General features: G+C 43.4%; 26 protein-coding genes and 2 tRNA genes. All 28 read left to right on the top strand.

Translation table 11 applies throughout. The features are described from left to right. The first annotated feature begins 60 nt into the window (after positions 1 to 60). The 28 genes from MOF34_RS06270 (at position 61) to lysS (ending at position 25471) form a co-directional block, all read left to right on the top strand. Positions 61 to 1659: a polysaccharide biosynthesis protein gene (locus MOF34_RS06270; RefSeq protein WP_268399206.1), complete on the top strand. Its 1599-nt coding sequence runs from the start codon at positions 61 to 63 to the stop codon at positions 1657 to 1659. Then, positions 1649 to 3118 carry a nucleoside triphosphate pyrophosphohydrolase gene (gene mazG, locus MOF34_RS06265; RefSeq protein WP_268399205.1) on the top strand — a complete coding sequence of 490 codons (1470 nt, stop codon included), beginning with the start codon at positions 1649 to 1651 and terminating at the stop codon, positions 3116 to 3118. The genes MOF34_RS06270 and mazG overlap by 11 nt, the downstream gene beginning before the upstream one ends. Before the next feature lie 2 nt (positions 3119 to 3120). Further along, complete coding sequence (locus MOF34_RS06260; RefSeq protein ID WP_003218370.1) at positions 3121 to 3381, top strand: RNA-binding S4 domain-containing protein; 261 nt, start codon at positions 3121 to 3123, stop codon at positions 3379 to 3381. A gap of 78 nt (positions 3382 to 3459) precedes the next feature. Continuing rightward, entirely contained in the window at positions 3460 to 3762 is a 303-nt protein-coding gene (yabP, locus tag MOF34_RS06255; RefSeq protein ID WP_268399203.1) for a sporulation protein YabP, read from the top strand. Further along, positions 3759 to 4394: a spore cortex biosynthesis protein YabQ gene (yabQ, locus tag MOF34_RS06250; RefSeq protein WP_268399202.1), complete on the top strand. Its 636-nt coding sequence runs from the start codon at positions 3759 to 3761 to the stop codon at positions 4392 to 4394. The genes yabP and yabQ overlap by 4 nt, the downstream gene beginning before the upstream one ends. 17 nt (positions 4395 to 4411) lie before the next feature. Further along, on the top strand, positions 4412 to 4789 hold the full coding sequence (gene divIC / locus MOF34_RS06245) for a cell division protein DivIC (RefSeq protein WP_268399201.1): 378 nt from the start codon (positions 4412 to 4414) through the stop codon (positions 4787 to 4789). An 80-nt stretch (positions 4790 to 4869) separates the two neighbouring features. Beyond that, positions 4870 to 5256, top strand: coding sequence for a S1 domain-containing RNA-binding protein (locus tag MOF34_RS06240; RefSeq protein WP_003218379.1), 387 nt, complete (start codon positions 4870 to 4872; stop codon positions 5254 to 5256). A 170-nt stretch (positions 5257 to 5426) separates the two neighbouring features. Then, positions 5427 to 5503 (top strand) — tRNA-Met (locus tag MOF34_RS06235). Between the two features lie 9 nt (positions 5504 to 5512). Next, positions 5513 to 5584 (top strand) — tRNA-Glu (locus MOF34_RS06230). A 199-nt stretch (positions 5585 to 5783) separates the two neighbouring features. Beyond that, positions 5784 to 8267, top strand: coding sequence for a stage II sporulation protein E (gene spoIIE / locus MOF34_RS06225; protein ID WP_268399199.1), 2484 nt, complete (start codon positions 5784 to 5786; stop codon positions 8265 to 8267). Between the two features lie 84 nt (positions 8268 to 8351). Beyond that, entirely contained in the window at positions 8352 to 9089 is a 738-nt protein-coding gene (locus MOF34_RS06220) for a vWA domain-containing protein (protein WP_268399197.1), read from the top strand. Continuing rightward, positions 9055 to 10071 (top strand): serine/threonine protein kinase PrkT, encoded by a 1017-nt coding sequence (gene prkT / locus MOF34_RS06215; protein ID WP_019713023.1) that lies wholly within the window; start codon positions 9055 to 9057, stop codon positions 10069 to 10071. Before MOF34_RS06220 ends, prkT begins: the two co-directional genes overlap by 35 nt. Before the next feature lie 103 nt (positions 10072 to 10174). Next, positions 10175 to 11593 (top strand): tRNA lysidine(34) synthetase TilS, encoded by a 1419-nt coding sequence (gene tilS / locus MOF34_RS06210; RefSeq protein WP_019713024.1) that lies wholly within the window; start codon positions 10175 to 10177, stop codon positions 11591 to 11593. Beyond that, positions 11590 to 12132, top strand: a complete 543-nt coding sequence (gene hpt, locus MOF34_RS06205; RefSeq protein ID WP_019713025.1) for a hypoxanthine phosphoribosyltransferase — start codon at positions 11590 to 11592, stop codon at positions 12130 to 12132. Before tilS ends, hpt begins: the two co-directional genes overlap by 4 nt. Positions 12133 to 12229: 97 nt before the next feature. Beyond that, positions 12230 to 14143: an ATP-dependent zinc metalloprotease FtsH gene (gene ftsH / locus MOF34_RS06200; protein WP_019713026.1), complete on the top strand. Its 1914-nt coding sequence runs from the start codon at positions 12230 to 12232 to the stop codon at positions 14141 to 14143. Positions 14144 to 14335: 192 nt separating this feature from the next. After that, positions 14336 to 15112 (top strand): type III pantothenate kinase, encoded by a 777-nt coding sequence (locus MOF34_RS06195; protein WP_019713027.1) that lies wholly within the window; start codon positions 14336 to 14338, stop codon positions 15110 to 15112. A gap of 11 nt (positions 15113 to 15123) precedes the next feature. Beyond that, on the top strand, positions 15124 to 15999 hold the full coding sequence (gene hslO, locus MOF34_RS06190) for a redox-regulated molecular chaperone HslO (protein WP_268399195.1): 876 nt from the start codon (positions 15124 to 15126) through the stop codon (positions 15997 to 15999). 48 nt (positions 16000 to 16047) lie between these two features. Next, on the top strand, positions 16048 to 16941 hold the full coding sequence (locus MOF34_RS06185; protein WP_268399194.1) for a peptidyl-prolyl cis-trans isomerase: 894 nt from the start codon (positions 16048 to 16050) through the stop codon (positions 16939 to 16941). A gap of 75 nt (positions 16942 to 17016) precedes the next feature. Continuing rightward, positions 17017 to 17943 carry a cysteine synthase A gene (cysK, locus tag MOF34_RS06180; RefSeq protein ID WP_019713030.1) on the top strand — a complete coding sequence of 309 codons (927 nt, stop codon included), beginning with the start codon at positions 17017 to 17019 and terminating at the stop codon, positions 17941 to 17943. 160 nt (positions 17944 to 18103) lie between these two features. Then, positions 18104 to 19513, top strand: coding sequence for an anthranilate synthase component I family protein (locus tag MOF34_RS06175; protein WP_019713031.1), 1410 nt, complete (start codon positions 18104 to 18106; stop codon positions 19511 to 19513). A gap of 13 nt (positions 19514 to 19526) precedes the next feature. After that, a complete protein-coding gene (gene pabA / locus MOF34_RS06170) occupies positions 19527 to 20111 on the top strand; it encodes an aminodeoxychorismate/anthranilate synthase component II (RefSeq protein WP_268399192.1) in 585 nt (194 codons plus the stop codon). Then, positions 20111 to 21001, top strand: coding sequence for an aminodeoxychorismate lyase (gene pabC, locus MOF34_RS06165; RefSeq protein ID WP_268399243.1), 891 nt, complete (start codon positions 20111 to 20113; stop codon positions 20999 to 21001). The genes pabA and pabC overlap by 1 nt, the downstream gene beginning before the upstream one ends. Then, positions 20983 to 21840: a dihydropteroate synthase gene (gene folP, locus MOF34_RS06160; RefSeq protein ID WP_019713034.1), complete on the top strand. Its 858-nt coding sequence runs from the start codon at positions 20983 to 20985 to the stop codon at positions 21838 to 21840. The genes pabC and folP overlap by 19 nt, the downstream gene beginning before the upstream one ends. Next, complete coding sequence (folB, locus tag MOF34_RS06155) at positions 21833 to 22195, top strand: dihydroneopterin aldolase (RefSeq protein ID WP_166854513.1); 363 nt, start codon at positions 21833 to 21835, stop codon at positions 22193 to 22195. The genes folP and folB overlap by 8 nt, the downstream gene beginning before the upstream one ends. Continuing rightward, a complete protein-coding gene (folK, locus tag MOF34_RS06150; RefSeq protein WP_268399189.1) occupies positions 22192 to 22695 on the top strand; it encodes a 2-amino-4-hydroxy-6-hydroxymethyldihydropteridine diphosphokinase in 504 nt (167 codons plus the stop codon). Before folB ends, folK begins: the two co-directional genes overlap by 4 nt. Next, entirely contained in the window at positions 22647 to 22865 is a 219-nt protein-coding gene (locus tag MOF34_RS06145) for a helix-turn-helix domain-containing protein (RefSeq protein WP_003218406.1), read from the top strand. The genes folK and MOF34_RS06145 overlap by 49 nt, the downstream gene beginning before the upstream one ends. Before the next feature lie 13 nt (positions 22866 to 22878). Continuing rightward, positions 22879 to 23880 carry a tRNA dihydrouridine synthase DusB gene (gene dusB, locus MOF34_RS06140; RefSeq protein WP_268399187.1) on the top strand — a complete coding sequence of 334 codons (1002 nt, stop codon included), beginning with the start codon at positions 22879 to 22881 and terminating at the stop codon, positions 23878 to 23880. 91 nt (positions 23881 to 23971) lie between these two features. Next, positions 23972 to 25471 carry a lysine--tRNA ligase gene (gene lysS, locus MOF34_RS06135; protein WP_019713039.1) on the top strand — a complete coding sequence of 500 codons (1500 nt, stop codon included), beginning with the start codon at positions 23972 to 23974 and terminating at the stop codon, positions 25469 to 25471. The last annotated feature ends 415 nt before the right edge of the window (positions 25472 to 25886 follow it).

Raw genomic sequence — 25886 nt, 5'->3', positions numbered from 1 at the left:
TATTTGTGCCGCGGTAATACGTGAACCGTATTGCCCCTGACGTTGGGAAGGAGCTTTTGGATGGACGATTCAATAGGCGTTAAACGGCATTGGATTTGGCAGGGGACTTTTGTTTTAATTCTTGCAGGCGTCATCTCAAAAATACTAAGCGCCGTTTACAGAGTCCCGTTTCAAAACATTGTCGGCGATGTTGGATTTTATATATATCAGCAGGTATATCCCTTTCTTGGTATTGCGGTCATGCTGTCCACATCAGGATTTCCGGTCATTATTTCAAAACTGATGAATGATTTTAGTGAAAAAAGCCATCACACCATATTGAAAATATCAGCGTTGTTTTTGTCTGTTATCGGTGTTTTATTATTTCTTTGCTTATATATGGGTGCTGTTCCAATCGCACTTTTTATGGGAGACTCACATCTTGCCGTGTTAATTCAAGTGACTGCGTTTGCATTTCTGCTGTTCCCTCCTGTCGCGTTGCTTAGAGGCGGTTTTCAAGGGCGGCAAGATATGCTCCCGTCAGCCTTATCGCAGATGACAGAGCAGTTCCTGCGGATTGTGGTACTCTTGGGCTTATCATTTTGGCTCGTAAAAAAGGGGGCTTCACTCTATACCGCAGGGGCGTCAGCCGCTTCCGGGTCTCTTGCCGGAAGTTTCGTTGCGTTGATCATACTCGGATTTTTTTGGTTCAAAATGAAAAGAGACAACCAAACGGAAAGGCAAAAAGAAAATGTCATAACTACAAAAGAATTGACGAAAAAACTGCTTTTATATTCGGTTACAATTTGTGTGAGCAGTTTGCTTCTTTTGTTTATCCAGCTTGTTGATGCTTTGAATTTATATGCTCTGCTCTCGGATGGTGAGGCAAGCGAAGAAGCGAAACGCTTAAAGGGGATATATGACCGGGGACAGCCCTTGCTGCAGCTCGGTTCAGTTTTCGCGGTAAGTATTGCGACGTCACTCGTTCCTTATATTTCTAAGGCCGTAAAGAACAAAGAGTTGAAGATCATGAAAGAAAAAGTAACATCTTCTTTAAAACTATGTCTTGTCCTGGGCACAGGGGCCTCGGCTGGATTGATCTGCATTCTTGAGCCGGTCAATATCATGCTGTTTCAAAATGGAGAAGGGACAGCTGCGTTACAGGTATTCAGCTGCTCTATATTGTTTGCATCCTTGGCAGTTACAGCAGCTGCCGTTTTGCAGGGTGCGGGATACACAGTTTTTCCTGCGATAGCGGTAGGCACAGGCGTTGCAGTGAAATGGGTGTTAAACACTCTTTTGGTTCCGCACTATGGGATTGAAGGTGCATCACTTGCAACAGCGGTTTCCTTTGCGGCTGTCGCCGGCCTTAACTTGTATCAGCTTCGGCAAAAAGAATGGCTCGATAAGCTCAGTGGCATTTTAATTCCGCTCATTGGATCTGCCCTTTTGATGTCGGCTGTCTTGCTTGCGTATATGCGTCTCTGGACTTTCTTGATTCCTGCAGCAGGCAGAGGAGCGGCTGTGATTGAGAGTCTTTCTGCTGTTGCCATTGGTGGCATGGTGTTTATTTATTGTATGATGAAATTGGGAATATTTACAGATGAAGAGCTGAACAGTGTGCCTTTTGGCAGCAAGTTAAGCAAAATCATAAGAAGGAGAGAACAAAATGCCGGGTAATATTACAGTCGTCGGGCTTGGTGCCGGAGACATGGACCAATTGACAATTGGTATACATAGACTGCTGACGAAGGCAGATACGCTGTATGTCAGAACCAAGGATCACCCTTTAATTAAGGAGCTTGAAAAAGAAACGAAGAACATCCGTTTTTTTGACGATATATATGAGAAACATGACCAGTTCGATGCGGTATATGAGGAAATTGCAGACATCCTCTTTGAGGAGGCGCAGCGTGAGGACGTGGTTTATGCTGTACCGGGACACCCTTTTGTCGCAGAAAAAACAGTGCAGCTGCTGACAGAGCGGCAGGAAGAGGAAAATGTTCAAGTGAAAGTCGCGGGTGGACAAAGCTTTCTTGATGCCACATTCAATGCCTTGCAAATCGATCCAATTGAAGGTTTTCAATTTGTGGATGCCGGCACGTTGTCTGCAGATGAGCTTGAGCTCAAGCATCACCTGATTATTTGTCAGGTTTACGACCAAATGACCGCTTCTGAAGTCAAGCTGACATTGATGGAGAAGCTGCCTGATGATTATGAGGTTGTGATCGTGACTGCGGCTGGGAGCCGTGACGAGAGGATCCAGACAGTGCCTTTATTTGAGCTGGACCGTAATGTCGCCTTGAATAACTTAACAAGTGTTTATATTCCGCCGATTAAAGAAGAGAAGCTGCTTTATCACGAATTCTCCGCGTTCCGAGGCATTATCAGAGAGCTTCGGGGGCCTAATGGATGTCCGTGGGATAAAAAGCAGACGCATCAGTCATTAAAACAATACATGATTGAAGAGTGTTATGAACTTCTCGAAGCAATTGACGAAGAAGACACAGACCATATGATCGAAGAGCTTGGCGACGTTTTGCTTCAAGTCTTACTTCACGCGCAAATTGGTGAAGATGAAGGTTATTTCACAATTGATGATGTCATAAAAGGGATCAGTGAAAAAATGGTCCGAAGACATCCCCATGTGTTTAAAGATGTTAAGGTTCAGGATGAAAATGATGTTTTGGCAAATTGGGAAGACATAAAAAAAGCCGAAAAAAACACATCCGAAGCATCGTTATTAGACAGCGTGCCGAAAACCCTACCAGCTCTTTCGAAAGCTGCTAAACTGCAGAAAAGAGCAGCAAAGGTTGGTTTTGATTGGGAAGACGTCAGTGATATTTGGGAAAAGGTAAATGAGGAAATGAAGGAATTTTCTTCTGAGGTTTCTGAAGATCCTCATGAACAGAATCTCAAGGCTGAGTTTGGTGACATTTTGTTTGCACTTGTGAATGTAGCCCGCTTTTACAAAATAGAACCGGAGGAAGCGCTGGCCATGACCAATGACAAATTCCGGAGACGGTTCTCGTATATTGAGGAAACAGCGAAGGGAAAGGGTATCGAGCTGTCTGATATGTCTCTTGAGGACATGGACAAACTGTGGAATAAAGCAAAAGAAACTGAGAGGAGATCGTAAATATGAGATTAGATAAATTTCTAAAAGTATCACGGCTGATTAAGCGACGTACGCTAGCAAAGGAAGTAGCTGACCAGGGACGGATCGCTATTAATGGAAACCAGGCCAAAGCAAGCTCTGACGTAAAACCGGGAGATGAGTTAACGGTCCGCTTTGGTCAAAAGCTTGTAACGGTTCAAGTAAATGAGTTAAAAGACACGACGAAAAAAGAAGAAGCTGCAAACATGTATACAATCCTAAAGGAAGAAAAACTCGGCGAATAGGCTTGTTCTAAAAAAATCCCCCGCCTCATACAATGCAGTAATAATGCTAAAAGTATCGAGGATATGGGGGCTGAATAGATGAATTCATATTATGATCAAAAAGATTCTTCGTCTGTTCCGGAACAACATGATGTGACAATGAAAGGCCGGAAGCATTTGGATATTTCTGGAGTGAAGCATGTGGAGAGCTTTGATAATGAAGAATTCCTGCTGGAAACGGTGATGGGAATGCTCTCAGTTAGAGGCGAAAACCTCCAGATGAAAAATTTAGATGTTGAAAAAGGGATTGTTTCTATTAAAGGCAGGGTATTTGATTTAGTGTACTTAGACGAACAACAAGGGGATAAAGCTAAAGGGTTTTTTAGCAAGTTGTTTAAATGACGCTAACGACACAATTCTATACAATGCTGGCGATGTCCGGTATGGGCCTCTGGCTTGGGGCATCGCTTGATACATACCGGCTCTTTGTCATTCGTGCCAAAACAGCCAGATGGCTATTATTTATTCATGATATACTTTTCTGGATTGTGCAAGGGCTGCTTTTCTTTTATGTCTTGCTACATGTAAATGAGGGAGAATTCAGGCAATACATCTTTTTAGCGGTTCTGCTGGGGTTTGCGACGTATCAGAGCCTTTGCAAACGAATCTATATAAAAATACTGAAATTCGTCATTTACCTTGTTGTTTCTGTTTATCAATTCTTCAAAAAACTCATTCAGCACGTGTTATTTCGTCCTGTGGTGTGGACATGCGGAGCGATTATCTGGCTAGCGGCATCTTTTTTAAAGAAAATATACCGCTTAATCTTTTTTCTCTTGTCGTGTCTATACAAAACAGTCATGGTTCTGTGTTTTCCGATCCGTTTTATCGCAAAACAATGTTTGAAACTTCTTCCTGTAAAGATGCGTCTAACTTTTAGACGTTATTTTGAAAAAGGTGCAGGATTTCTCAAAAAGAAGAAGAAACTATTGGTAACCATAAGAACGACCATTACACGTTTTTTGAAGAGATGAAAGGAGGACCGTCTGATTTGAATTTTTCCAGAGAACGAACGATAACTGAAATACAAAACGACTATAAAGAACAAGTAGAGCGGCAGAACCAGCTGAAGAAAAGAAGACGCAAAGGGCTGTACAGACGGTTGACTGTATTCGGCGCCCTAGTGTTCCTGACGGCAATTGTGCTGGCAAGCTCTTTGTGGTCCCAAACATCTTCCCTTAGCGCAAAAGAAGAAAAGAAAGAACAGCTTGAAAAAGAACTAAAAAGTTTAAAGACAAAACAAGTAAATTTAAAAGAAGAAATATCCAAATTGAAGGATGAGGATTACGTCACAGAGCTTGCCAGAAGAGACTTATTCATGTCTGGAGACGGAGAAATTATCTTCAATGTGGAGAAGAAGAGCAAGTAGCCTTGTTGACACTTAAATTTTTATTTAGGTATAATTAAGCAAACGATCTTTTTATAAGCCTAAGGAGGAGCACTTTTTTTATGTCGATTGAAGTTGGCAGCAAGTTGCAAGGGAAAATTACAGGTATTACAAATTTTGGAGCATTTGTTGAATTGCCTGGAGGCTCAACCGGTCTCGTTCACATCAGTGAGGTAGCTGATAACTATGTCAAAGACATTAACGATCACTTAAAAGTCGGCGACCAAGTTGAAGTGAAAGTCATCAACGTTGAAAAAGACGGGAAAATTGGTTTATCTATTAAAAAAGCTAAAGACCGTCCGCAAGCCAGACCTAGAAATGATTTCCGTCCGAAAGAATCTTTTGAACAGAAAATGAATAAGTTTTTAAAAGACAGCGAAGATCGCTTGTCATCTTTAAAACGCAATACGGAATCAAAACGTGGAGGGCGCGGAGCAAGAAGAGGATAACTTGCTGCTTTCTATTAAATAAAATGAAGCATCCGTTCATCCCGGCGGATGCTTTTTTTATGATCCTCACCCGCTATAAGAGTCAGAAAATTATAACATTAAAGTTTCTGTTGACGAAAAGGACAAACCTTTGTATTATATAACTTGTGCTTAGAAGCACCAAACATTATGGCGGTGTAGCTCAGCTGGCTAGAGCGTACGGTTCATACCCGTGAGGTCGGGGGTTCGATCCCCTCCGCCGCTACCATATTTGTTTGGCCCGTTGGTCAAGCGGTTAAGACACCGCCCTTTCACGGCGGTAACACGGGTTCGAATCCCGTACGGGTCATCCTAAAAAATCGGTTTCTCTTGCAGAAGCCGATTTTTTTCATTTTTAGACAACATTCCAGAAATTCTTTTGATAAACGAATATCAAGGCAGAAACCGTCGAAGATTTCTTTGGTATTGTTACCTTCTTTTGACAAAATCCTATCTGTGCTTTCGCTATAATGACAGGCAACGAATATAACAGGTGGGAGATGAGAGGAATGGAAAAAGCAGAAAGAAGAGTGAACGGGCCAATGATGGGACAAGCCTTGGAGAAACTCCAATCTTTTTTTAACAGGGGCACGAAGCTGGTGACCCATCATTTGCATTCACTGTTTTTCTATAAAGGATTCATTTATGTCGTCATCGGATTTTTGCTTGGACGGGCTTTCATATTATCCGAGGTGCTTCCTTTCGCACTTCCTTTCTTTGGAGCGATGCTTCTTATCAGAAGAGACAAGGCGCTTTATGCGGTGCTGGCTGTGCTTGCAGGTGCGCTGACCATTTCTCCGAAGCACTCATTGCTCATACTAGCAGCATTGCTGGCATTCTTCGTATTTTCTAAAGTAGCCTCCTTCATCACCGACGATCGCGTGAAAGCACTCCCGATCGTCGTGTTTTTCTCCATGACTGCAGCAAGAGCCGGTTTCGTTTACGCTCAAAATGGCGCATTTACAACCTATGATTATGTGATGGCTGTCGTTGAAGCTGGACTATCCTTTATATTGACGCTGATCTTCCTTCAGAGCCTCCCGGTTTTCACCGTAAAAAAAGTGAAACAATCATTGAAGATAGAAGAAATTATTTGTTTCATGATCCTTATTGCTTCTGTTTTGACAGGGCTTGCCGGCTTGTCCTATCAAGGGATGCAGGCAGAACATATACTGGCTCGTTATGTTGTATTGAGTTTTTCCTTTATTGGCGGAGCAAGCATTGGCTGCACTGTTGGTGTCGTGACCGGTCTGATTCTTGGATTGGCGAATATTGGAAACCTCTATCAAATGAGTCTGCTTGCTTTCTCCGGTTTATTAGGCGGATTGCTGAAGGAAGGGAAAAAAGCGGGCGCAGCAATCGGGCTGATTGTTGGATCACTTCTTATTTCATTATATGGTGAAGGCTCTGCCGGCCTGATGACAACGCTCTACGAGTCATTAATTGCAGTTGGCCTGTTTTTGCTTACACCTCAATCGATTACAAAGAAAGTGGCGAGATATATTCCGGGAACGGTGGAGCATCTTCAAGAGCAACAGCAATATGCCAGGAAAATCAGAGATGTCACTGCTCAAAAGGTGGACCAATTCTCTAATGTATTCCACGCGCTGTCCGAAAGCTTTGCGACCTTTTACCAAGCATCTGACGAACAGACAGATGACAGCGAAGTTGATTTGTTTTTAAGCAAGATCACGGAGCATTCCTGTCAAACGTGCTACAAGAAAAACAGGTGCTGGGTACAGAACTTTGATAAAACATATGACTTAATGAAACAAGTTATGCTTGAAACAGAAGAAAAAGAATATGCGGCAAACCGAAGGCTGAAAAAAGAGTTTCATCAGTATTGCTCTAAATCAAAGCAGGTTGAAGAGCTGATTGAGGATGAACTCGCTTATCATCATGCCCATTTGACGCTTAAGAAAAAAGTGCAGGACAGCAGGCGCCTTGTAGCTGAACAGCTTTTAGGTGTTTCTGAGGTCATGGCAGACTTTTCTCGGGAAATAAAAAGAGAGCGGGAACAGCACTTTCTGCAGGAAGAGCAAATCATAGAGGCGCTTCAGCATTTTGGAATCGAAATTCAGCATGTGGAGATATATAGTCTTGAACAAGGGAATATCGATATCGAAATGACCATTCCTTTCAGCGGACATGGAGAAAGTGAAAAAATCATTGCTCCTATGCTTTCTGACATTCTGGAAGAACAAATACTTGTGAAAGCCGAACAGCACTCTCCGCATCCGAATGGATACAGTCATGTCGCCTTTGGATCAACAAAGTCATTCAGGGTGTCTACAGGAGCGGCTCACGCTGCGAAGGGCGGCGGTCTTGTCTCCGGCGACAGCTACAGCATGATGGAGCTAGGAGCCAGAAAATATGCGGCGGCAATCAGTGACGGAATGGGCAATGGCGCAAGGGCGCACTTCGAAAGCAATGAAACGATTAAGCTACTTGAGAAAATCCTTGAATCCGGCATTGATGAAAAAATAGCAATTAAAACGATCAACAGCATCCTGTCCTTGAGGACCACTGACGAGATATATTCCACGCTTGACCTTTCTATTATCGATCTTCAAGATGCCAGCTGTAAATTTTTGAAGGTCGGATCGACGCCTAGCTTTATCAAACGGGGCGACCAGGTAATGAAAGTGCAAGCGAGCAATCTGCCAATCGGTATTATTAATGAATTCGATGTGGAGGTTGTGAGTGAGCAGTTGAAAGCGGGTGATCTCTTGATTATGATGAGTGACGGCATTTTTGAGGGCCCTAAGCATGTAGAAAATCACGATTTATGGATGAAACGCAAAATGAAGGGGCTAAAAACAAATGATCCGCAGGAGATTGCCGATTTACTCATGGAGGAAGTCATCCGCACGAGATCCGGCCAAATTGAGGATGATATGACAGTTGTTGTCGTCCGGATTGACCACAATACACCGAAGTGGGCATCCATTCCTGTTCCGGCCATCTTTCAAAGCAAACAAGAAATTTCATAACGCTTCCGTATAAATCAAATTTCTTCTGGCGAAGATGGGAATATATGAATCTGAGAATCCTCGTATTCTCCAGGAGGAATGAATGTGAATAACGGACATTTAAATCAAATTTTGCTGATAACGGATGGCTGCTCGAACCATGGGGAAGACCCGCTTGCAATGGCTGCTTTTGCTAAAGAGCAGGGGATCACGGTAAATGTCATAGGTATAATGGAAGAAAACCAAATTGACCCTGAGGCTATGAAGGAAGTCGAAGGGATTGCGCTTGCCGGAGGCGGCGTACATCAGGTCGTTTATGCATCTCAGCTTTCACAAACCGTTCAAATGGTAACAAAAAAAGCAATGACGCAAACCTTACAAGGTGTAGTCAATCAAGAGCTGAAACAAATTCTCGGAAAGAATGTGGAAATGGAGGAGCTTTCTCCCGAAAAACGCGGCGAAGTCATGGAAGTGGTAGACGAGCTTGGAGAAACGGTGCATCTTCAGGTTTTGGTTCTTGTTGATACAAGCGCAAGTATGACGCCTAAGCTTCCTACAGTAAAAGAGGCGCTGATTGATTTGTCTGTCAGCCTCAATTCCCGAATCGGGAATAACGAATTTGCGATGTGTATATTTCCCGGGAAAAAACAAGAGGCCGAGCTTGTGCTGAACTGGACACCAAAGCTGCAATCTCTCTCCACACTCTTTGCAAAGCTTTCGACAGGCGGCAATACGCCGACAGGTCCGGCGATACGGGAAGCGACGCAGCAATTTGAAAAAATCCGCTCAAGAAGGAGCATGCTGGCAGATGATGAACGACGCTTTGACGAGTTTGGCATGTAATCTTAAGCCGGGTACAACAATCAAAGGCAAGTGGAACGGAAACACTTATACATTGCGTAAACAGCTTGGAAAAGGGGCCAATGGAATTGTGTATTTGGCAGAAGCATCAGATGGACATGTTGCCTTAAAGGTGAGCGATGACAGCTTGTCTATTACTTCTGAAGTGAATGTCTTAAAATCTTTCTCAAAGGCCCAGTCCGTTACGATGGGGCCTTCTTTTTTTGATACGGATGATACCTATATCCCCAGTGCCAATATGAAAGTTTCGTTTTATGCAATGGAATACATAAAAGGCCCGCTGCTATTGAATTATGTCAGTGATAAAGGAGCGGAATGGATACCGGTATTAATGATTCAATTGTTATCCAGCTTATCGGTGCTTCACCAGCAAGGATGGATATTCGGCGATCTTAAACCTGATAATCTGATCGTAACCGGTCCGCCCGCAAGAATCCGCTGCATTGATGTAGGCGGCACAACAAAGGAAGGCCGGGCGATAAAAGAGTATACCGAGTTTTACGACAGAGGGTATTGGGGGTATGGAACAAGAAAAGCAGAACCATCCTACGATTTGTTTGCAGTTGCCATGATTATGATCAACAGTGTGCATAAAAAAGAATTCAAGAAAACAAACCAGCCCAAGGAACAGCTTAGGTCTCTAATCGAAGGGCACCCTCTGCTGAAAAAGTATAAAAAAGTGCTTTTTTCAGCATTAAACGGTGATTATCAAACCGCAGATGAAATGAAGAAGGATATGCTCGATGCGGGGCAAAAAGCAGTACAGAGAAAACAAGCTGTAAAAGCGTCGCCGCAGCCTGCCCCAAGTCAAGGACAGCAAAAACCGCGCCAAGGAAGAGTAACGAAGACGCGATATACTCCTAAACAGAAGCCGGTTAAGTCGGGGGGATTATTTGAAACAACGCTTATCGTGATCAGCGTTTTGGCGCTTTACTTCGCCTATATTATCTTTTTCTTAATCTGAATGGCACAAACTGCAAAGCCTATGCTTCTTCTTTGCTTGGAAGGATTGAAAGTGATAGGATATGAATATCTTTAAAAAACCTGCTCATTGTGAGGAGGACAGTGTGAAAAGTGTCAAAGATTTTTTAAACAAACACAATCTTACGTTAAAAGGGGCGACAATCATTGTAGGCGTTTCCGGCGGTCCGGACTCAATGGCTCTTCTTCACGTACTGCATACGTTATGCGGCCGTTCAGCAAAAATTATAGCAGCTCATGTCGACCATCGGTTCAGGGGCGCAGAATCTGAGGAAGACATGCGTTTTGTTCAAGCTTATTGTAAAGCTGAACAGCTCGCGTGCGAAACGGCTCAAATCAATGTAACCGCATATGCGCGGGAAAAAGGGCTTAATAAGCAGGCTGCGGCGCGTGATTGCCGCTATCAGTTTTTTGAGGACATCATGTTGAAGCATCAAGCGGACTATCTGGCACTTGCGCATCATGGTGATGACCAAATTGAAACGATGCTTATGAAACTGGCCCAGGGCACGCTTGGCGCTGGACTTGCGGGAATGCAACCGGCCAGACGTTTTGGGACGGGGCGGATCATCAGGCCGTTCTTAACCATTACAAAGGAAGAGATCCTTCATTACTGCCGTGAAAACAGCTTGAGCTACCGGACGGATGCAAGCAACGCCACAGATGACTACACAAGAAACAGATTCAGAAAAACAGTGCTCCCGTTCTTGAAACAGGAGTCGCCGGATGTGCATAAAAGGTTTCAGAAAGTGAGTGAGGCACTGACGGAAGATGAGCAATTCTTACAGTCATTAACGAAAGATGAAATGAATAAAGTAATCACAAGCCAGTCTAATACATCAGTTGAAATCAATTCCTCTCAATTGCTTGCCCTCCCGATGCCTTTACAAAGAAGAGGAGTTCAACTAATATTAAACTATCTTTATGAAAACGTTCCATCATCCTTTTCAGCTCATCACATTCAGCAGTTTCTTGATTGGGTGGAAAAGAGCGGTCCTTCAGGAGTATTAGACTTTCCGAAAGGGCTGAAGGTGGTCAAATCATATCAGACATGTTTGTTTACATTTGAACAATGGCAGTGCAAAAATGTTCCCTTTGAATACCAGATAAGCGGAGCTGCTGATGAAACGGCAGTGCTTCCAAATGGATTTCTGATAGAGGCAAAGCATTGTGCGGATTCGCCTGAAGAACATGGGAATGCTGTTTTTATTACAAGTGAAAAAAAAGTGCGATTTCCCTTAACGATTCGGACGAGAAAAGCTGGAGACCGGATCAAACTAAAAGGGATGAATGGCTCGAAAAAGGTAAAGGATATATTTATTGATAAGAAACTGCCTCTCCGAGAAAGAGACAACTGGCCGATTGTAACGGACGCAAGCGGTGAAATTATCTGGATACCGGGCTTGAAAAAATCAATTTTTGAAGATCTTGTGATTCCAAACAGCGACCGCATTGTATTACAATATAGACAGCATGAAAAGTGTAGGGGGCAAGCAAAGTCATGATGAAACATGATATCGAGAAAGTACTGATCTCAGAGGAAGAGATACAAGAGAAAGTAAAAGAGTTAGGCGCAGAATTAACGAGCGAGTATCAAGATACGTTTCCGTTGGCAATCGGTGTGTTAAAAGGGGCACTTCCTTTTATGGCGGATCTTATCAAGCATATTGATACATATTTGGAAATGGATTTCATGGATGTATCAAGCTACGGAAATTCTACGGTTTCTTCTGGAGAAGTAAAAATCATTAAAGATTTGGATACATCTGTAGAGGGCCGGGACATCTTAATTATTGAAGATATTATCGACAGTGGGTTAACCTTAAGTTATCTAGTAGAGCTCTTCCGATACCGTAAAGCAAAATCAATAAAGATTGTTACCCTTTTGGATAAACCAAGCGGAAGAAAAGCGGACATCAAAGCAGACTTTGTAGGCTTCGAAGTTCCTGACGCGTTTGTAGTGGGTTACGGACTTGATTATGCTGAGCGCTATCGCAATCTGCCTTACATCGGAGTGTTAAAACCGGCAGTTTATGAAAGCTGATCGGCAGCCTGCTTCCGAGGTGGTTATTGTTTGTATTGGAATGATTTTCTATGGTACTATTGAACATAGTTGTGCTTACTGTGGGAGGAGGTAAGGAATGAATCGGGTCTTCCGTAATACCATTTTTTATTTACTTATTTTATTAGTAGTCATCGGGGTTGTGAGCTACTTCCAGACCTCAAATCCGAAAACAGAAAATATGTCGTACAGTACGTTTATCAAAAACCTGGATGACGGGAAAGTTGATAGCGTATCGGTTCAGCCTGTCAGAGGTGTTTATGAGGTAAAAGGGCAGCTGAAAAACTACGACAAAGATCAATACTTTTTGTCTCATGTTCCTGAAGGAAAGGGAGCAGACCAGATATTTAATGCTTTGAAAAAGACAGATGTGAAGGTTGAGCCCGCTCAAGAAACAAGCGGATGGGTGACATTCCTGACGACCATCATCCCGTTTGTCATTATCTTTATTCTGTTTTTCTTCCTGCTCAATCAGGCTCAAGGCGGCGGCAGCCGTGTCATGAACTTTGGTAAGAGCAAGGCGAAGTTGTATACAGAGGAAAAGAAACGCGTCAAATTTAAAGACGTTGCAGGGGCTGACGAAGAAAAGCAAGAACTCGTTGAAGTTGTTGAATTTCTGAAGGATCCCCGCAAGTTTGCCGAGCTTGGTGCGAGAATACCAAAAGGCGTGCTTTTAGTCGGGCCTCCGGGAACCGGTAAAACATTGCTGGCAAAAGCTTGTGCGGGTGAAGCCGGCGTACCTTTCTTTAGCATCAGCGGATCTGATTTCGTTGAAATGTTTGTAGGTGTCGGTGCTTCCCGTGTGCGTGACTTGTTTGAAAATGCGAAAAAGAATGCGCCTTGTTTGATCTTCATCGATGAAATTGACGCAGTCGGACGCCAGCGTGGAGCTGGTCTCGGCGGAGGACACGATGAACGTGAACAGACGCTTAACCAATTGCTTGTTGAAATGGACGGATTCAGCGCCAATGAAGGAATCATCATCATTGCTGCGACGAACCGTGCGGACATCTTGGACCCAGCCTTACTTCGTCCGGGACGTTTTGACCGTCAAATCACAGTGGACCGCCCAGATGTCATTGGCCGTGAAGCTGTATTGAAAGTCCATGCGAGAAACAAACCGCTGGATGAAACGGTTAACCTGAAATCAATTGCTATGAGAACGCCAGGTTTCTCAGGCGCCGACTTAGAAAATCTATTGAATGAAGCTGCACTTGTGGCGGCTCGTCAAAACAAGAAAAAAATCGATGCGCGTGATATTGACGAAGCGACGGACCGTGTAATTGCCGGACCTGCTAAGAAGAGCCGTGTCATCTCCAAGAAAGAACGCAATATCGTGGCTTATCACGAAGGCGGACACACCGTTATCGGACTCGTATTAGATGAGGCTGATATGGTCCATAAAGTAACGATTGTTCCCCGGGGCCAGGCTGGCGGTTATGCAGTTATGCTTCCAAGAGAAGACCGTTACTTCCAGACAAAGCCGGAGCTGCTTGATAAAATTGTCGGCCTCTTGGGCGGACGTGTAGCTGAAGAAATTATTTTCGGCGAAGTCAGCACAGGAGCTCACAATGACTTCCAGCGTGCGACGAATATCGCAAGACGCATGGTTACAGAATTCGGTATGTCAGAAAAACTGGGACCGTTACAATTTGGACAGTCTCAGGGCGGTCAAGTATTCTTAGGACGTGACTTCAACAACGAACAGAACTACAGTGATCAAATCGCTTACGAAATTGATCAGGAAATTCAGCGCATCATCAAGGAATGTTATGAGCGCGCGAAACAAATTCTGACTGAAAATCGTGACAAGCTTGAATTGATTGCTCAGACGCTTCTGAAAGTAGAAACGCTTGACGCTGAACAAATCAAACATCTCGTCGATCATGGAACATTGCCTGAGCGCAATTTCTCTGATGATGAAAAGAACGATGATGTGAAAGTAAACATTCTGACAAAAACAGAAGAAAAGCAAGACGATACAAAAGAGTAGTTCGCTTTCTCTCTAAAAACTGCCGGCTGATGCTGGCAGTTTTTTTATGTAAATCAGGGGCCCGGCTGCGGCTTTTACGATCATCCAATTCTGGTATCGATTTGTTTACAAATGCGCCGCTGATCGTGTATGGTATTGTAGAATGTTTGTAAAAAGTAAAGTAGAGAAACTATTCAAGAGTGGTGATAGAGGTTGTTACTGGTTATCGATGTGGGGAACACCAATACTGTACTTGGTGTATATCATGATGGAAAATTAGAATATCACTGGCGTATAGAAACAAGCAGGCATAAAACAGAAGATGAGTTTGGGATGGTTTTACGCTCCTTATTTGAGCATTCCGGGCTTATGTTTGAACAGATAGATGGCATTATTATTTCTTCAGTAGTGCCGCCAATCATGTTTGCGTTAGAAAGAATGTGCACAAAATACTTTCATATCGAACCGCAAATTGTCGGTCCGGGTATGAAAACGGGTTTAAATATAAAATATGACAATCCGAAAGAAGTAGGAGCAGACAGGATCGTAAATGCTGTTGCTGCGATACACTTATACGGCAATCCATTAATAGTTGTTGATTTCGGAACTGCCACAACGTACTGCTATATTGATGAAAACAAACAATACATGGGCGGGGCAATTGCTCCTGGCATCACGATTTCGACAGAGGCGCTTTATTCGCGTGCGGCAAAACTTCCGCGTATCGAAATCACCCGGCCTGACAATATTATCGGAAAAAACACTGTAAGCGCGATGCAATCTGGAATTTTATTTGGCTATGTCGGTCAAGTGGAAGGAATTGTCAAGCGAATGAAATGGCAGGCAAAACAGGAACCAAAGGTCATTGCGACAGGAGGCCTTGCGCCGCTCATTGCAAATGAATCAGATTGTATAGATATCGTTGATCCATTCCTAACCCTAAAAGGGCTGGAATTGATTTATGAACGAAACCGCGTAGGAAGTGTATAGGAGGTTTTGTAATGGATTATTTAGTAAAAGCACTTGCGTATGATGGAAAAGTTCGCGCTTATGCAGCCAGAACAACTGATATGGTAAATGAAGGGCAAAGACGCCATGGTACGTGGCCGACAGCATCCGCTGCACTGGGCCGTACAATGACAGCTTCACTTATGCTCGGCGCTATGCTGAAGGGCGATGATAAGCTGACAGTGAAAGTAGAGGGTGGAGGTCCGATCGGAGCAATTGTAGCTGATGCCAATGCAAAAGGGGAAGTCAGAGCATACGTCTCTAACCCGCAAGTTCATTTTGATTTAAATGAACAAGGCAAGCTTGATGTCAGACGTGCAGTTGGAACTAGCGGAACGTTAAGTGTTGTAAAAGATTTAGGTTTGCGCGAGTTCTTCACAGGACAAGTAGAAATTGTTTCAGGAGAATTAGGTGATGATTTCACTTACTATCTTGTGTCATCTGAACAGGTTCCTTCATCAGTGGGCGTTGGTGTGCTCGTGAATCCTGACAATACCATTCTTGCGGCAGGAGGTTTTATTATTCAGCTGATGCCGGGAACAGATGATGAAACCATCACAAAAATTGAACAGCGTCTATCTCAAGTAGAGCCAATTTCTAAGCTCATTCAAAAAGGTTTGACACCAGAAGAAATATTAGAAGAAGTCCTAGGCGAGAAGCCTGAGATTTTGGAAACGATGCCTGTTAAATTCCATTGTCCTTGTTCAAAAGAACGTTTTGAAACAGCCATTTTAGGTCTAGGCAAAAAAGAAATTCAAGATATGATAGAAGAAGATGGACAAGCCGAAGCAGTATGCCATTTTTGTAATGAAAAGTACTTATTTACAAAAGAAGAGCTGGAAGGGCTTCGTGACCAAAAAACCCGCTAAGCTCTTTAGCGGGTTTTTTGAATTTGAAAAAAGGGGCTGAAAACAGATTTGAAATCAAGAACAATCTGGACCATTATTTTAGGAGCGCTGTTGGTTTGCTGTATTTCTGTTGCGTATACGTTGACGAAATCCCAAGCAGGCGCATCGCCGTCCGGTGAGTCTATTGCGACCATCGGTGGCAAAAGCGTGACAAGAGAAGAATGGCTGAAAGAAATGGAAGACCGATATGGAAAGTCGACACTTGAAGATATGATCAATGTCCGAGTCGTTGAGCAGCTAGCCAAAAAGAACAACCTCAAAGTGTCTAAAAACGAAATTGATCGTGAGTTTTTGTTGATTAAAGCGGTCAACAATTCCTTTTACGAAGACGAACATACAACTGAGAAAGAGTGGAAAGATCAAATTCGTTATAATATCCTTCTTGAAGAATTGTTAACCAGGGATATTGATATCCCAAGCAAAGAACTGAAATCATTCTATGATAAAAATAAAGAACTGTATCAGTTTGATGATTCGTATCGAATTCGGCATATCGTTGTAAAAGATGAAGAAGAAGCGAGAAAAGTTCTGAAAGAACTTGAAGGCGGCTCAAGCTTTGAAGCTGTCGCGGCCGAAAGGTCTACAGACAGATATACATCACCATACGGCGGAGATTTAGGTTTTGTCACAGAAGCATCAGACAACATTCCGTCATCATATATTGAAGAAGCACAAACACTAAAAGAGGATGAATGGTCGGACGAACCAATTAAGGTCAGTAACGGTTTTGCCGTTATCCAGCTGAAAGAAAAACTGAAGGCAAGAACATTCTCATATGATGAAGTAAAGGATCAAATCAGACGTCAAATCGCAATGGATCAGCTGGGTGAAAAAGCCACAGTCAAAACGCTTTGGGAAGAAGCCGATGTATCGTGGTTTTATGGGGAAAAAAGTACTAAGTGATTGACAAAAAATTTTGAAATTGATAGATTATATACATAATACCAATACAAATAGTCGGAAATTGAGGTGTCGTGAATGGTACGTGTAGCAAACTCCATTACTGAATTAATTGGGAATACGCCAATCGTTAAATTAAATCGCCTTGCAGATGAAAACAGTGCGGATGTATATCTAAAGCTTGAATACATGAACCCTGGAAGCAGTGTAAAAGACCGTATCGGTTTAGCCATGATTGAAGCCGCTGAAAAAGAAGGAAAATTAAAAGCCGGTGATACAATCATTGAACCGACAAGCGGAAATACTGGAATCGGGCTTGCGATGGTTGCTGCTGCTAAAGGGTTAAAAGCTATTTTGGTTATGCCTGATACAATGAGCATGGAGCGCCGCAACCTTCTTCGCGCATATGGTGCTGAGCTTGTGCTGACTCCGGGTGCGGAAGGAATGAAAGGCGCCATTAAGAAAGCTGAAGAGCTTGCTGAGAAGCACGGATACTTTGTGCCGCAGCAGTTTAATAACCCTTCAAACCCAGAAATTCACCGCCAAACAACGGGTAAAGAAATCGTTGAGCAATTCGGTGATGATCAGCTTGATGCATTTGTAGCCGGAATCGGTACAGGCGGAACGATTACTGGAGCGGGTGAAGTTCTGAAGGAAGCATACCCTTCCATCAAAATTTACGCTGTTGAACCGTCAGATTCTCCAGTGCTATCAGGAGGAAAACCAGGCCCCCATAAAATTCAGGGAATCGGAGCTGGATTTGTACCGGACATCTTAAATACTGAAGTATATGATGAAATCTTCCCTGTGAAGAATGAAGATGCATTCGAATATGCGCGTAGAGCTGCACGTGAAGAAGGAATTCTCGGAGGCATCTCATCAGGCGCGGCAATTTATGCGGCTCTTCAAGTAGCGAAAAAACTCGGAAAAGGCAAAAAAGTATTGGCCATCATTCCAAGTAACGGCGAACGTTATCTGAGCACGCCGCTGTATCAATTCGATTAAAAACCAAACTCTCGGTCCGCCGGGAGTTTTTTTATGTCTATGCATCATATATGCCATGTCTGCGACGAATGTTATTCTTGGAAGAGAAATTCACTTTTTTCACTAACAAGATTGCTTTACAATAAAAACAAGCAAAAAAGAAAATAGAGGAATGATATAAATGGCACAACGCAGACCGGCAGGCAAAAAAGTACCTTTTCATAAAGTCTCATTCTTACAACAATTTGAGAAACTTGCGCAATCCAGAAAACAGCATGTACTTCTTGAAAGTGCAAGAGGCGGCAGATACAGTATAGCCGGTCTTGATCCAATTGCGACTGTAAAAGGAAAAGACGGAATTACAACAATTAAGCATGGGGATGAGATGCTGTTTAAAGAAGGCGATCCATTACGTGCCTTCCACAGTTGGTTTAAAACGCTGGAAACAGAAACAGATCACGAGCTCCCGGATTTTCAAGGCGGTGCAATCGGGTTTCTCAGCTATGATTACGCACGTTACATTGAAAATTTTAAAATGCTCTCATTAGATGATCTGGAAACACCCGATATTTATTTTCTTGTTTTTGATGATATAGCAGTTTATGACCATCAAGAAGAGTCTCTGTGGCTGATTACTCATGTTCATGACACTGATAACGATTCTGCTGATGTGAAGCTATCCGAGTTGGAGCGCATGTGGCTGACTGAGCTTCCTGCTGTCCCTCGAGAGATGAAGCATGAAACAGACGGTTCCTTCGCGGCGCCATTTACCGAGGATGGATTCTCACAAGCTGTAGAGAAAATCAAACAATACATTGCCAGCGGAGATGTGTTTCAAGTCAATCTATCAATTAGGCAGTCACAGTCGCTGTCAGTTCACCCTTTTCAAATTTACAAGACCCTGAGGGAAGTAAATCCTTCGCCGTATATGGCCTATTTAGAAACACCTGATTTCCAAATCATTTGCGGATCGCCTGAACTGCTTGTTAGCAAAAAGGGCAAGTTATTAGAGACGAGACCGATTGCGGGCACCCGTTCCAGAGGGAAAACGGACGAAGAAGACGAAGCACTCGCAAACGAATTAATCCACAATGAAAAAGAACGCGCTGAACATGTCATGCTGGTTGATCTTGAGCGAAATGATTTAGGAAGAGTATCACGGTACGGGTCTGTGCGTGTGAACGAATTCATGGAGATTGAAAAATACTCGCATGTGATGCATATTGTGTCTAACGTCCAAGGTGAACTGCAGGATGGGTATGATGCCGTAGATATTATCCATGCTGTATTTCCCGGAGGAACCATTACAGGTGCTCCCAAAGTCAGAACGATGGAAATTATAGAAGAACTTGAGCCGACACGCCGCGGGCTTTATACTGGATCTATAGGATGGTTTGGATACAATCAAGATCTGCAGTTTAATATCGTCATTCGTACCATCTATGCAACCGGAGGGCAGGCATTTATGCAGTCCGGCGCAGGAGTTGTGATTGATTCCGTTCCAAAGCACGAGTACAGGGAATCATTCAAAAAAGCTTTTGCGATGCAAAAGGCGTTAGAGCTGAGCAAAGAAGAGACAAAAATTAGATGAGGTGAGCGGAGAAATGATTTTAATGATTGATAACTACGATTCATTCACGTATAACTTGGTTCAGTATTTGGGTGAGCTTGGGGAAGAACTGATTGTGAAACGCAATGATGACATCACGATCGAAGAAATCGAAGAGCTGTCCCCGGATTTTTTGATGATTTCACCTGGACCGTGCAGTCCTGATGAAGCAGGGATCAGCCTTGAAGCAATTAAACATTTCGCAGGAAAAATCCCCATTTTTGGTGTGTGCCTCGGACATCAGTCCATCGCACAAGTGTTTGGCGGCGACGTGATTAGGGCTGAACGGCTTATGCACGGGAAAACTTCGGATATCGAGCATGACGGCAAGACAATCTTCGAAGGCTTGAAAAATCCCCTTGTCGCGACTCGTTACCACTCGCTGATCGTAAAATCTGAGACGCTGCCAAGTTGTTTTACAGTAACAGCACAAACGAAAGAAGGAGAAATCATGGCCATTCGCCACAATGACCTCCCGATTGAGGGCGTGCAATTTCACCCAGAGTCTATTATGACCTCCTTTGGGAAAGAAATGCTCAGAAATTTCATTGAGACATACCGCAAGGAAGTTATTGCGTGATGATATATGTTAACGGTCGGTATATAGAGGAGAAAGATGCAGTTCTTTCTCCTTTTGACCATGGATTTTTATATGGGATCGGTGTTTTTGAAACCTTCAGGCTCTACGAAGGCTATCCATTTTTGCTTGATTGGCATATAGAAAGGCTTAAACGCGCACTTAAGGATCTGCAAATCGAATATACTGTTTCAAAGCATGAGATCCTTGAGATGCTGGACAAGCTGCTTCGGCTGAATAAGATCAAGGATGGCAATGCCCGCGTCAGGCTGGACATATCAGCCGGAATCAGCGATAAAGGATTTGCTGCCCAAGCTTACGATAAGCCAACTGTTTTATGCTATATGAACGAACTGAAACCAGAAAGCCTTCCTTTGCAAAAAGCAGGAAAGGTTTTATCGGTTCGGAGAAACACACCAGAGGGGTCGTTCCGGTTAAAATCTCATCATTATTTAAATAATATGTATGCGAAGCGGGAAATCGGTAATGATCCCCTTGTTGAAGGGATTTTCTTAACGGAGGATGGAGCTGTAGCGGAGGGCATCATATCAAATGTTTTCTGGAGAAAAGACAGCTGCATCTATACTCCATCGCTTGATACCGGTATTCTCGACGGTGTCACGAGACGTTTTGTCTTAGAAAATGCGAAGAAGATGGGACTTGAACTCAAAACGGGCCGATATGAGCTGGAAGCTCTTTTGACAGCTGACGAGGCGTGGATGACGAACTCGGTTCTTGAGATCATCCCGTTTACTAAAATAGAAGAAGTAGACTATGCGGGCCGAAGCGGAGAAGCAGCCTCTGCTCTTCAATCGCTATACAAAAAAGAAATAAAGAACATGATTCATGAAAAACATGAAAAGGGAGGAAGAGAATGGCGCAACAAACGATAGACCAAACACAAGTAATCCACACCAAGCCCAGCGCTTTATCTTATAAAGAGAAGACATTGGTGATGGGGATTTTAAACGTAACGCCTGACTCTTTCTCGGACGGCGGAAAATATGACAGCTTGGACAAGGCGCTCCTGCACGCGAGAGAGATGATCAATGACGGTGCCCATATCATTGACATCGGAGGAGAATCGACAAGGCCTGGCGCTGAATATGTCTCAGAGGATGAGGAAATGTCCAGAGTGATTCCGGTGATTGAGCGGATCACAAAAGAACTGGGCGTGGCGATTTCTATAGATACGTACAAGGCTTCTGTCGCAGATGAAGCTGTTAAAGCCGGCGCATCCATCATCAATGATATTTGGGGAGCGAAACATGATCCGAAGATGGCTTCCGTTGCAGCCGAACACAATGTTCCAATTGTTCTCATGCATAACCGCCCTGAGAGAAATTACAATGACTTATTGCCGGATATGCTGTCGGACTTAATGGAAAGTGTAAAAATCGCTGTTGAGGCCGGAGTAGAGGAGAGGAATATTATCCTTGATCCAGGTATCGGTTTTGCGAAAACCTATCATGATAATTTGGCAGTGATGAACAAACTCGAGATTTTGAGCGGGCTGGGGTATCCGGTTCTTCTGGCTACCTCCCGAAAAAGATTTATCGGGCGAGTTCTGGATCTTCCGCCTGAGGAGCGGGCTGAGGGCACAGGGGCGACCGTGTGTCTCGGCATTCAAAAAGGCTGTGACATTGTCAGGGTCCATGACGTGAAACAAATTGCCAGAATGGCGAAAATGATGGATGCGATGTTGAATAAGGGAGGGGTTCACCATGGATAAAGTCTTTGTAGAAGGAATGGAGTTTTACGGATACCACGGTGTGTTTAAAGAAGAAAACAAGCTGGGGCAGCGCTTTAAAGTTGATTTAACCGCTGAGCTGGATTTAAGCAAAGCCGGACAAACAGATGACCTTGAGCACACGATTAACTATGCTGAGCTCTATCATGTATGTAAAGATATCGTAGAAGGCGAGCCCGTGAAATTGGTGGAAACGCTGGCGGAACGTATTGCCGACACTGTACTCAAGAAATTTCAGCCGGTGCAGCAATGTACTGTGAAAGTGATTAAGCCAGATCCGCCAATTCCCGGACACTATAAATCAGTAGCAATTGAAATCACGAGAAAAAAATCATGAACAACATAGCTTATATCGCACTTGGATCCAACATTGGAGATAGAGAAACATATTTAAGGCAAGCTGTGGCATTGCTGCATCAGTATGATGGGGTGACAGTTACGAAAGTGTCGTCCATTTACGAGACTGACCCGGTCGGGTACGAAGATCAAGATGAATTTTTGAATATGGCTGTGGAAATCAAGACGTCGCTGAACCCTTTTGAACTCCTTGAGCTGACGCAGCATATAGAAAATGAATTAGGAAGAACAAGGGAAGTAAGATGGGGACCGCGGACGGCAGACCTTGACATTTTGCTGTTTAATCGTGAAAATATTGAAACAGAGCAACTAATTGTTCCGCATCCGAGAATGTATGAGCGTTTGTTTGTCCTTGCGCCGCTTGCGGAGATTTGCCCGCAGGTTGAAAAAGGGGCAACAAGCGCGGAAACAGACCAAGAAGGTGTAAGAGTATGGAAGCAGAAATCTGGGGTAGACGAATTCGTGCATTCAGAAAGCTGAAAGGTTATACTCAAGAAGGATTTGCAAAAGCGTTAGGTATATCAGTTTCTATTCTCGGCGAAATTGAACGCGGAAACCGATTGCCGTCAGCTGCCATCATTCAAGGTGCAGCAGATGTTTTAAATATAAGCGCGGACGAATTGGCGCCGCCAGAAAAAGATAACGAATGAAGGGAGGTCAAAAATGTTTAAAATCGGTGATATTCAACTGAAAAACAGGGTTGTGCTTGCTCCTATGGCTGGCGTCTGCAACTCAGCATTCAGATTGACTGTAAAGGAATTCGGAGCTGGATTGGTATGTGCTGAAATGGTCAGTGACAAAGCGATCCTTTACAACAATGCAAGAACCATGGGTATGCTTTACATTGATGAACGTGAAAAACCGCTCAGCCTTCAAATCTTTGGAGGGAAAAAGGAAACCCTTGTGGAAGCGGCGAAGTTTGTAGATCAAAACACAACTGCGGATATTATTGATATAAATATGGGATGTCCTGTACCAAAGATTACAAAGTGTGATGCGGGCGCCAAATGGCTTCTCGACCCTGATAAGATTTACGAAATGGTTTCTGCAGTAGTGGATTCCGTTGGAAAACCAGTCACAGTGAAAATGAGAATGGGCTGGGATGAAGACCACATTTTTGCAGTGGAAAATGCAAAGGCTGTAGAGCGTGCGGGCGGAAAAGCAGTTGCGCTTCACGGCCGTACAAGAGTGCAGATGTACGAAGGAACGGCAAACTGGGACATCATCAAAGAAGTAAAACAATCAGTTTCGATTCCGGTTATCGGAAACGGCGATGTTAAGACGCCACAGGATGCTAAGCGTATGCTCGATGAAACAGGAGTAGACGGTGTGATGATCGGACGCGCTGCATTGGGCAATCCGTGGATGATTTACCGTACTGTTCAGTACCTTGAAACAGGTGAATTAAAAGAAGAGCCGCAAGTACGTGAAAAAATGGCGGTATGCAAACTGCATCTTGACCGCCTGATTAACTTAAAAGGTGAAAACGTAGCGGTAAGAGAAATGAGAAAGCACGCTGCATGGTATCTGAAAGGCGTAAGAGGCAATGCGAATGTTCGTAATGAAATCAATCATTGCGAGACAAGAGAAGAGTTTGTGCAGCTTTTAGATGCATTTACTGTTGAAGTTGAGGCAAAAGAGCTTCAAAACGCAAAAGTAGGATAATACTCACCTCTATTTGCTGCTCACTGCCAGTTTTGCGCTGGCAGTTTTTCTGCTTTTTTCATGAAACAATATCTGTAATGGAGTGATAACAATGAGTCAAGAAGAGCATAACCATGAAGAATTGAACGACCAGCTGCAAGTCAGACGCGATAAAATGAACCAGTTGAGAGATAACGGCATCGATCCGTTCGGCGCACGTTTTGAAAGAACTCATCAGTCTCAGGAAGTTATTTCAGCATATCAAGATCTAACCAAAGAAGAGTTAGAAGAAAAAGCGATTGAAGTCACAATTGCAGGCCGTATGATGACAAAACGCGGCAAAGGAAAAGCCGGATTTGCACATCTTCAGGACTTAGAAGGCCAAATCCAAATCTACGTAAGAAAAGACAGTGTCGGTGACGCCCAATATGAAATCTTCAAGTCTTCTGACCTCGGTGATCTTATCGGTGTAACCGGAAAAGTCTTCAAAACAAATGTAGGCGAATTGTCTGTTAAAGCAACTTCTTTTGAATTGCTGACAAAAGCGCTTCGTCCGCTTCCTGACAAATACCATGGTTTGAAAGATGTTGAGCAGCGCTACCGCCAGCGCTACCTGGATCTTATCGTAAATCCAGACAGCAAACATACGTTCATCGCACGAAGCAAGATCATTCAAGCTATGAGAAGATACCTTGATGATCACGGATACTTAGAAGTAGAAACACCGACAATGCACAGCATTCCTGGAGGAGCTTCTGCACGTCCGTTTATCACTCACCACAATGCGTTAGATATTCCACTTTACATGCGTATTGCAATCGAATTGCACCTAAAACGCCTAATTGTCGGCGGATTAGAAAAAGTATATGAAATCGGCCGTGTGTTCCGTAATGAAGGTGTCTCTACACGCCATAACCCTGAATTCACGATGATTGAGTTATATGAAGCGTATGCGGACTATAAAGATATCATGAGCTTAACTGAAAACCTTGTCGCTCATATCGCTCAAGAAGTGCTTGGAACAACTACGATCCAATACGGCGAAGAACAAATCGACCTTAAACCTGAGTGGAAAAGAATCCATATGGTTGACGCGGTCAAAGAAGCGACTGGCGTTGATTTCTGGGAAGAGGTTACTGTTGAGCAGGCTCGTGAATATGCAAAAGAACATGGCGTAGAAATTAAAGATTCCATGACAGTAGGCCATATCATCAACGAATTCTTCGAACAAAAAATTGAAGAAACTCTTATTCAGCCAACGTTTATTTACGGACATCCTGTAGAAATCTCTCCTCTAGCTAAGAAAAACCCAGAGGACCCGCGCTTTACAGATCGTTTTGAACTGTTTATCGTAGGCCGTGAACATGCAAACGCGTTTACAGAGCTAAATGATCCAATTGATCAAAGAGAACGCTTTGAAGCGCAATTAAAAGAGCGTGAAGCTGGTAACGATGAAGCTCATCTAATGGATGAAGACTTTGTTGAAGCTCTGGAATACGGTATGCCGCCAACAGGAGGTTTAGGCATCGGTATCGACCGTCTGGTTATGCTGCTGACCAATGCTCCTTCTATTCGCGATGTATTGTTATTCCCACAGATGAGACAACGTTAATAAAGAAGAGCGGCACCCTTTCTCTATGAAGGGATGCCGCTCTTTTTAAATTCCTAATTATTTCTTCAAAAAAACTATTGCACTATTATTTGCAAGGTGGTATATTATTATTCGTTGCCGCTAAACAAGGCGATAACGAAAAAAGAACTTTAAAAAAAGTTATTGACTTCACTGAGTCAACGAGTTATAATAATAAAGTCGCTTGAACGAAGTGGACAAAATGATCTTTGAAAACTAAACAAGACAAAACGTACCTGTTAATTCATTTATTATAAAATCGCACAGCAATGTGCGTAGTCAGTCAAACTAAGGCCTGCACGACGCAGGTCACACAGGTGTTACCGCAGGATGCGGTGAACTTAACCTGTGATCCATTTTATCGGAGAGTTTGATCCTGGCTCAGGACGAACGCTGG

This window comes from Bacillus sp. T17B1, from assembly GCF_026796395.1.
GTDB classification, from domain to species: Bacteria; Bacillota; Bacilli; order Bacillales; family Bacillaceae; genus Bacillus; species Bacillus spizizenii_A.
Note: the sequence above shows the minus strand (reverse complement) of the source record. Positions and strands in the feature narration are given on the sequence as shown.

What these genes read in the sequence shown, in the direction of transcription:
- MOF34_RS06270 (WP_268399206.1), top strand. Translation starts at nt 61, where the DNA reads ATGGACGATTCAATAGGCGTTAAACGGCATTGGATTTGGCAGGGGACT.
- mazG (WP_268399205.1), top strand. Translation starts at nt 1,649, where the DNA reads ATGCCGGGTAATATTACAGTCGTCGGGCTTGGTGCCGGAGACATGGAC.
- MOF34_RS06260 (WP_003218370.1), top strand. Translation starts at nt 3,121, where the DNA reads ATGAGATTAGATAAATTTCTAAAAGTATCACGGCTGATTAAGCGACGT.
- yabP (WP_268399203.1), top strand. Translation starts at nt 3,460, where the DNA reads ATGAATTCATATTATGATCAAAAAGATTCTTCGTCTGTTCCGGAACAA.
- yabQ (WP_268399202.1), top strand. Translation starts at nt 3,759, where the DNA reads ATGACGCTAACGACACAATTCTATACAATGCTGGCGATGTCCGGTATG.
- MOF34_RS06240 (WP_003218379.1), top strand. Translation starts at nt 4,870, where the DNA reads ATGTCGATTGAAGTTGGCAGCAAGTTGCAAGGGAAAATTACAGGTATT.
- spoIIE (WP_268399199.1), top strand. Translation starts at nt 5,784, where the DNA reads ATGGAAAAAGCAGAAAGAAGAGTGAACGGGCCAATGATGGGACAAGCC.
- prkT (WP_019713023.1), top strand. Translation starts at nt 9,055, where the DNA reads ATGATGAACGACGCTTTGACGAGTTTGGCATGTAATCTTAAGCCGGGT.
- hpt (WP_019713025.1), top strand. Translation starts at nt 11,590, where the DNA reads ATGATGAAACATGATATCGAGAAAGTACTGATCTCAGAGGAAGAGATA.
- ftsH (WP_019713026.1), top strand. Translation starts at nt 12,230, where the DNA reads ATGAATCGGGTCTTCCGTAATACCATTTTTTATTTACTTATTTTATTA.
- hslO (WP_268399195.1), top strand. Translation starts at nt 15,124, where the DNA reads ATGGATTATTTAGTAAAAGCACTTGCGTATGATGGAAAAGTTCGCGCT.
- cysK (WP_019713030.1), top strand. Translation starts at nt 17,017, where the DNA reads ATGGTACGTGTAGCAAACTCCATTACTGAATTAATTGGGAATACGCCA.
- MOF34_RS06175 (WP_019713031.1), top strand. Translation starts at nt 18,104, where the DNA reads ATGGCACAACGCAGACCGGCAGGCAAAAAAGTACCTTTTCATAAAGTC.
- pabA (WP_268399192.1), top strand. Translation starts at nt 19,527, where the DNA reads ATGATTTTAATGATTGATAACTACGATTCATTCACGTATAACTTGGTT.
- pabC (WP_268399243.1), top strand. Translation starts at nt 20,111, where the DNA reads ATGATATATGTTAACGGTCGGTATATAGAGGAGAAAGATGCAGTTCTT.
- folP (WP_019713034.1), top strand. Translation starts at nt 20,983, where the DNA reads ATGGCGCAACAAACGATAGACCAAACACAAGTAATCCACACCAAGCCC.
- folB (WP_166854513.1), top strand. Translation starts at nt 21,833, where the DNA reads ATGGATAAAGTCTTTGTAGAAGGAATGGAGTTTTACGGATACCACGGT.
- folK (WP_268399189.1), top strand. Translation starts at nt 22,192, where the DNA reads ATGAACAACATAGCTTATATCGCACTTGGATCCAACATTGGAGATAGA.
- MOF34_RS06145 (WP_003218406.1), top strand. Translation starts at nt 22,647, where the DNA reads ATGGAAGCAGAAATCTGGGGTAGACGAATTCGTGCATTCAGAAAGCTG.
- dusB (WP_268399187.1), top strand. Translation starts at nt 22,879, where the DNA reads ATGTTTAAAATCGGTGATATTCAACTGAAAAACAGGGTTGTGCTTGCT.
- lysS (WP_019713039.1), top strand. Translation starts at nt 23,972, where the DNA reads ATGAGTCAAGAAGAGCATAACCATGAAGAATTGAACGACCAGCTGCAA.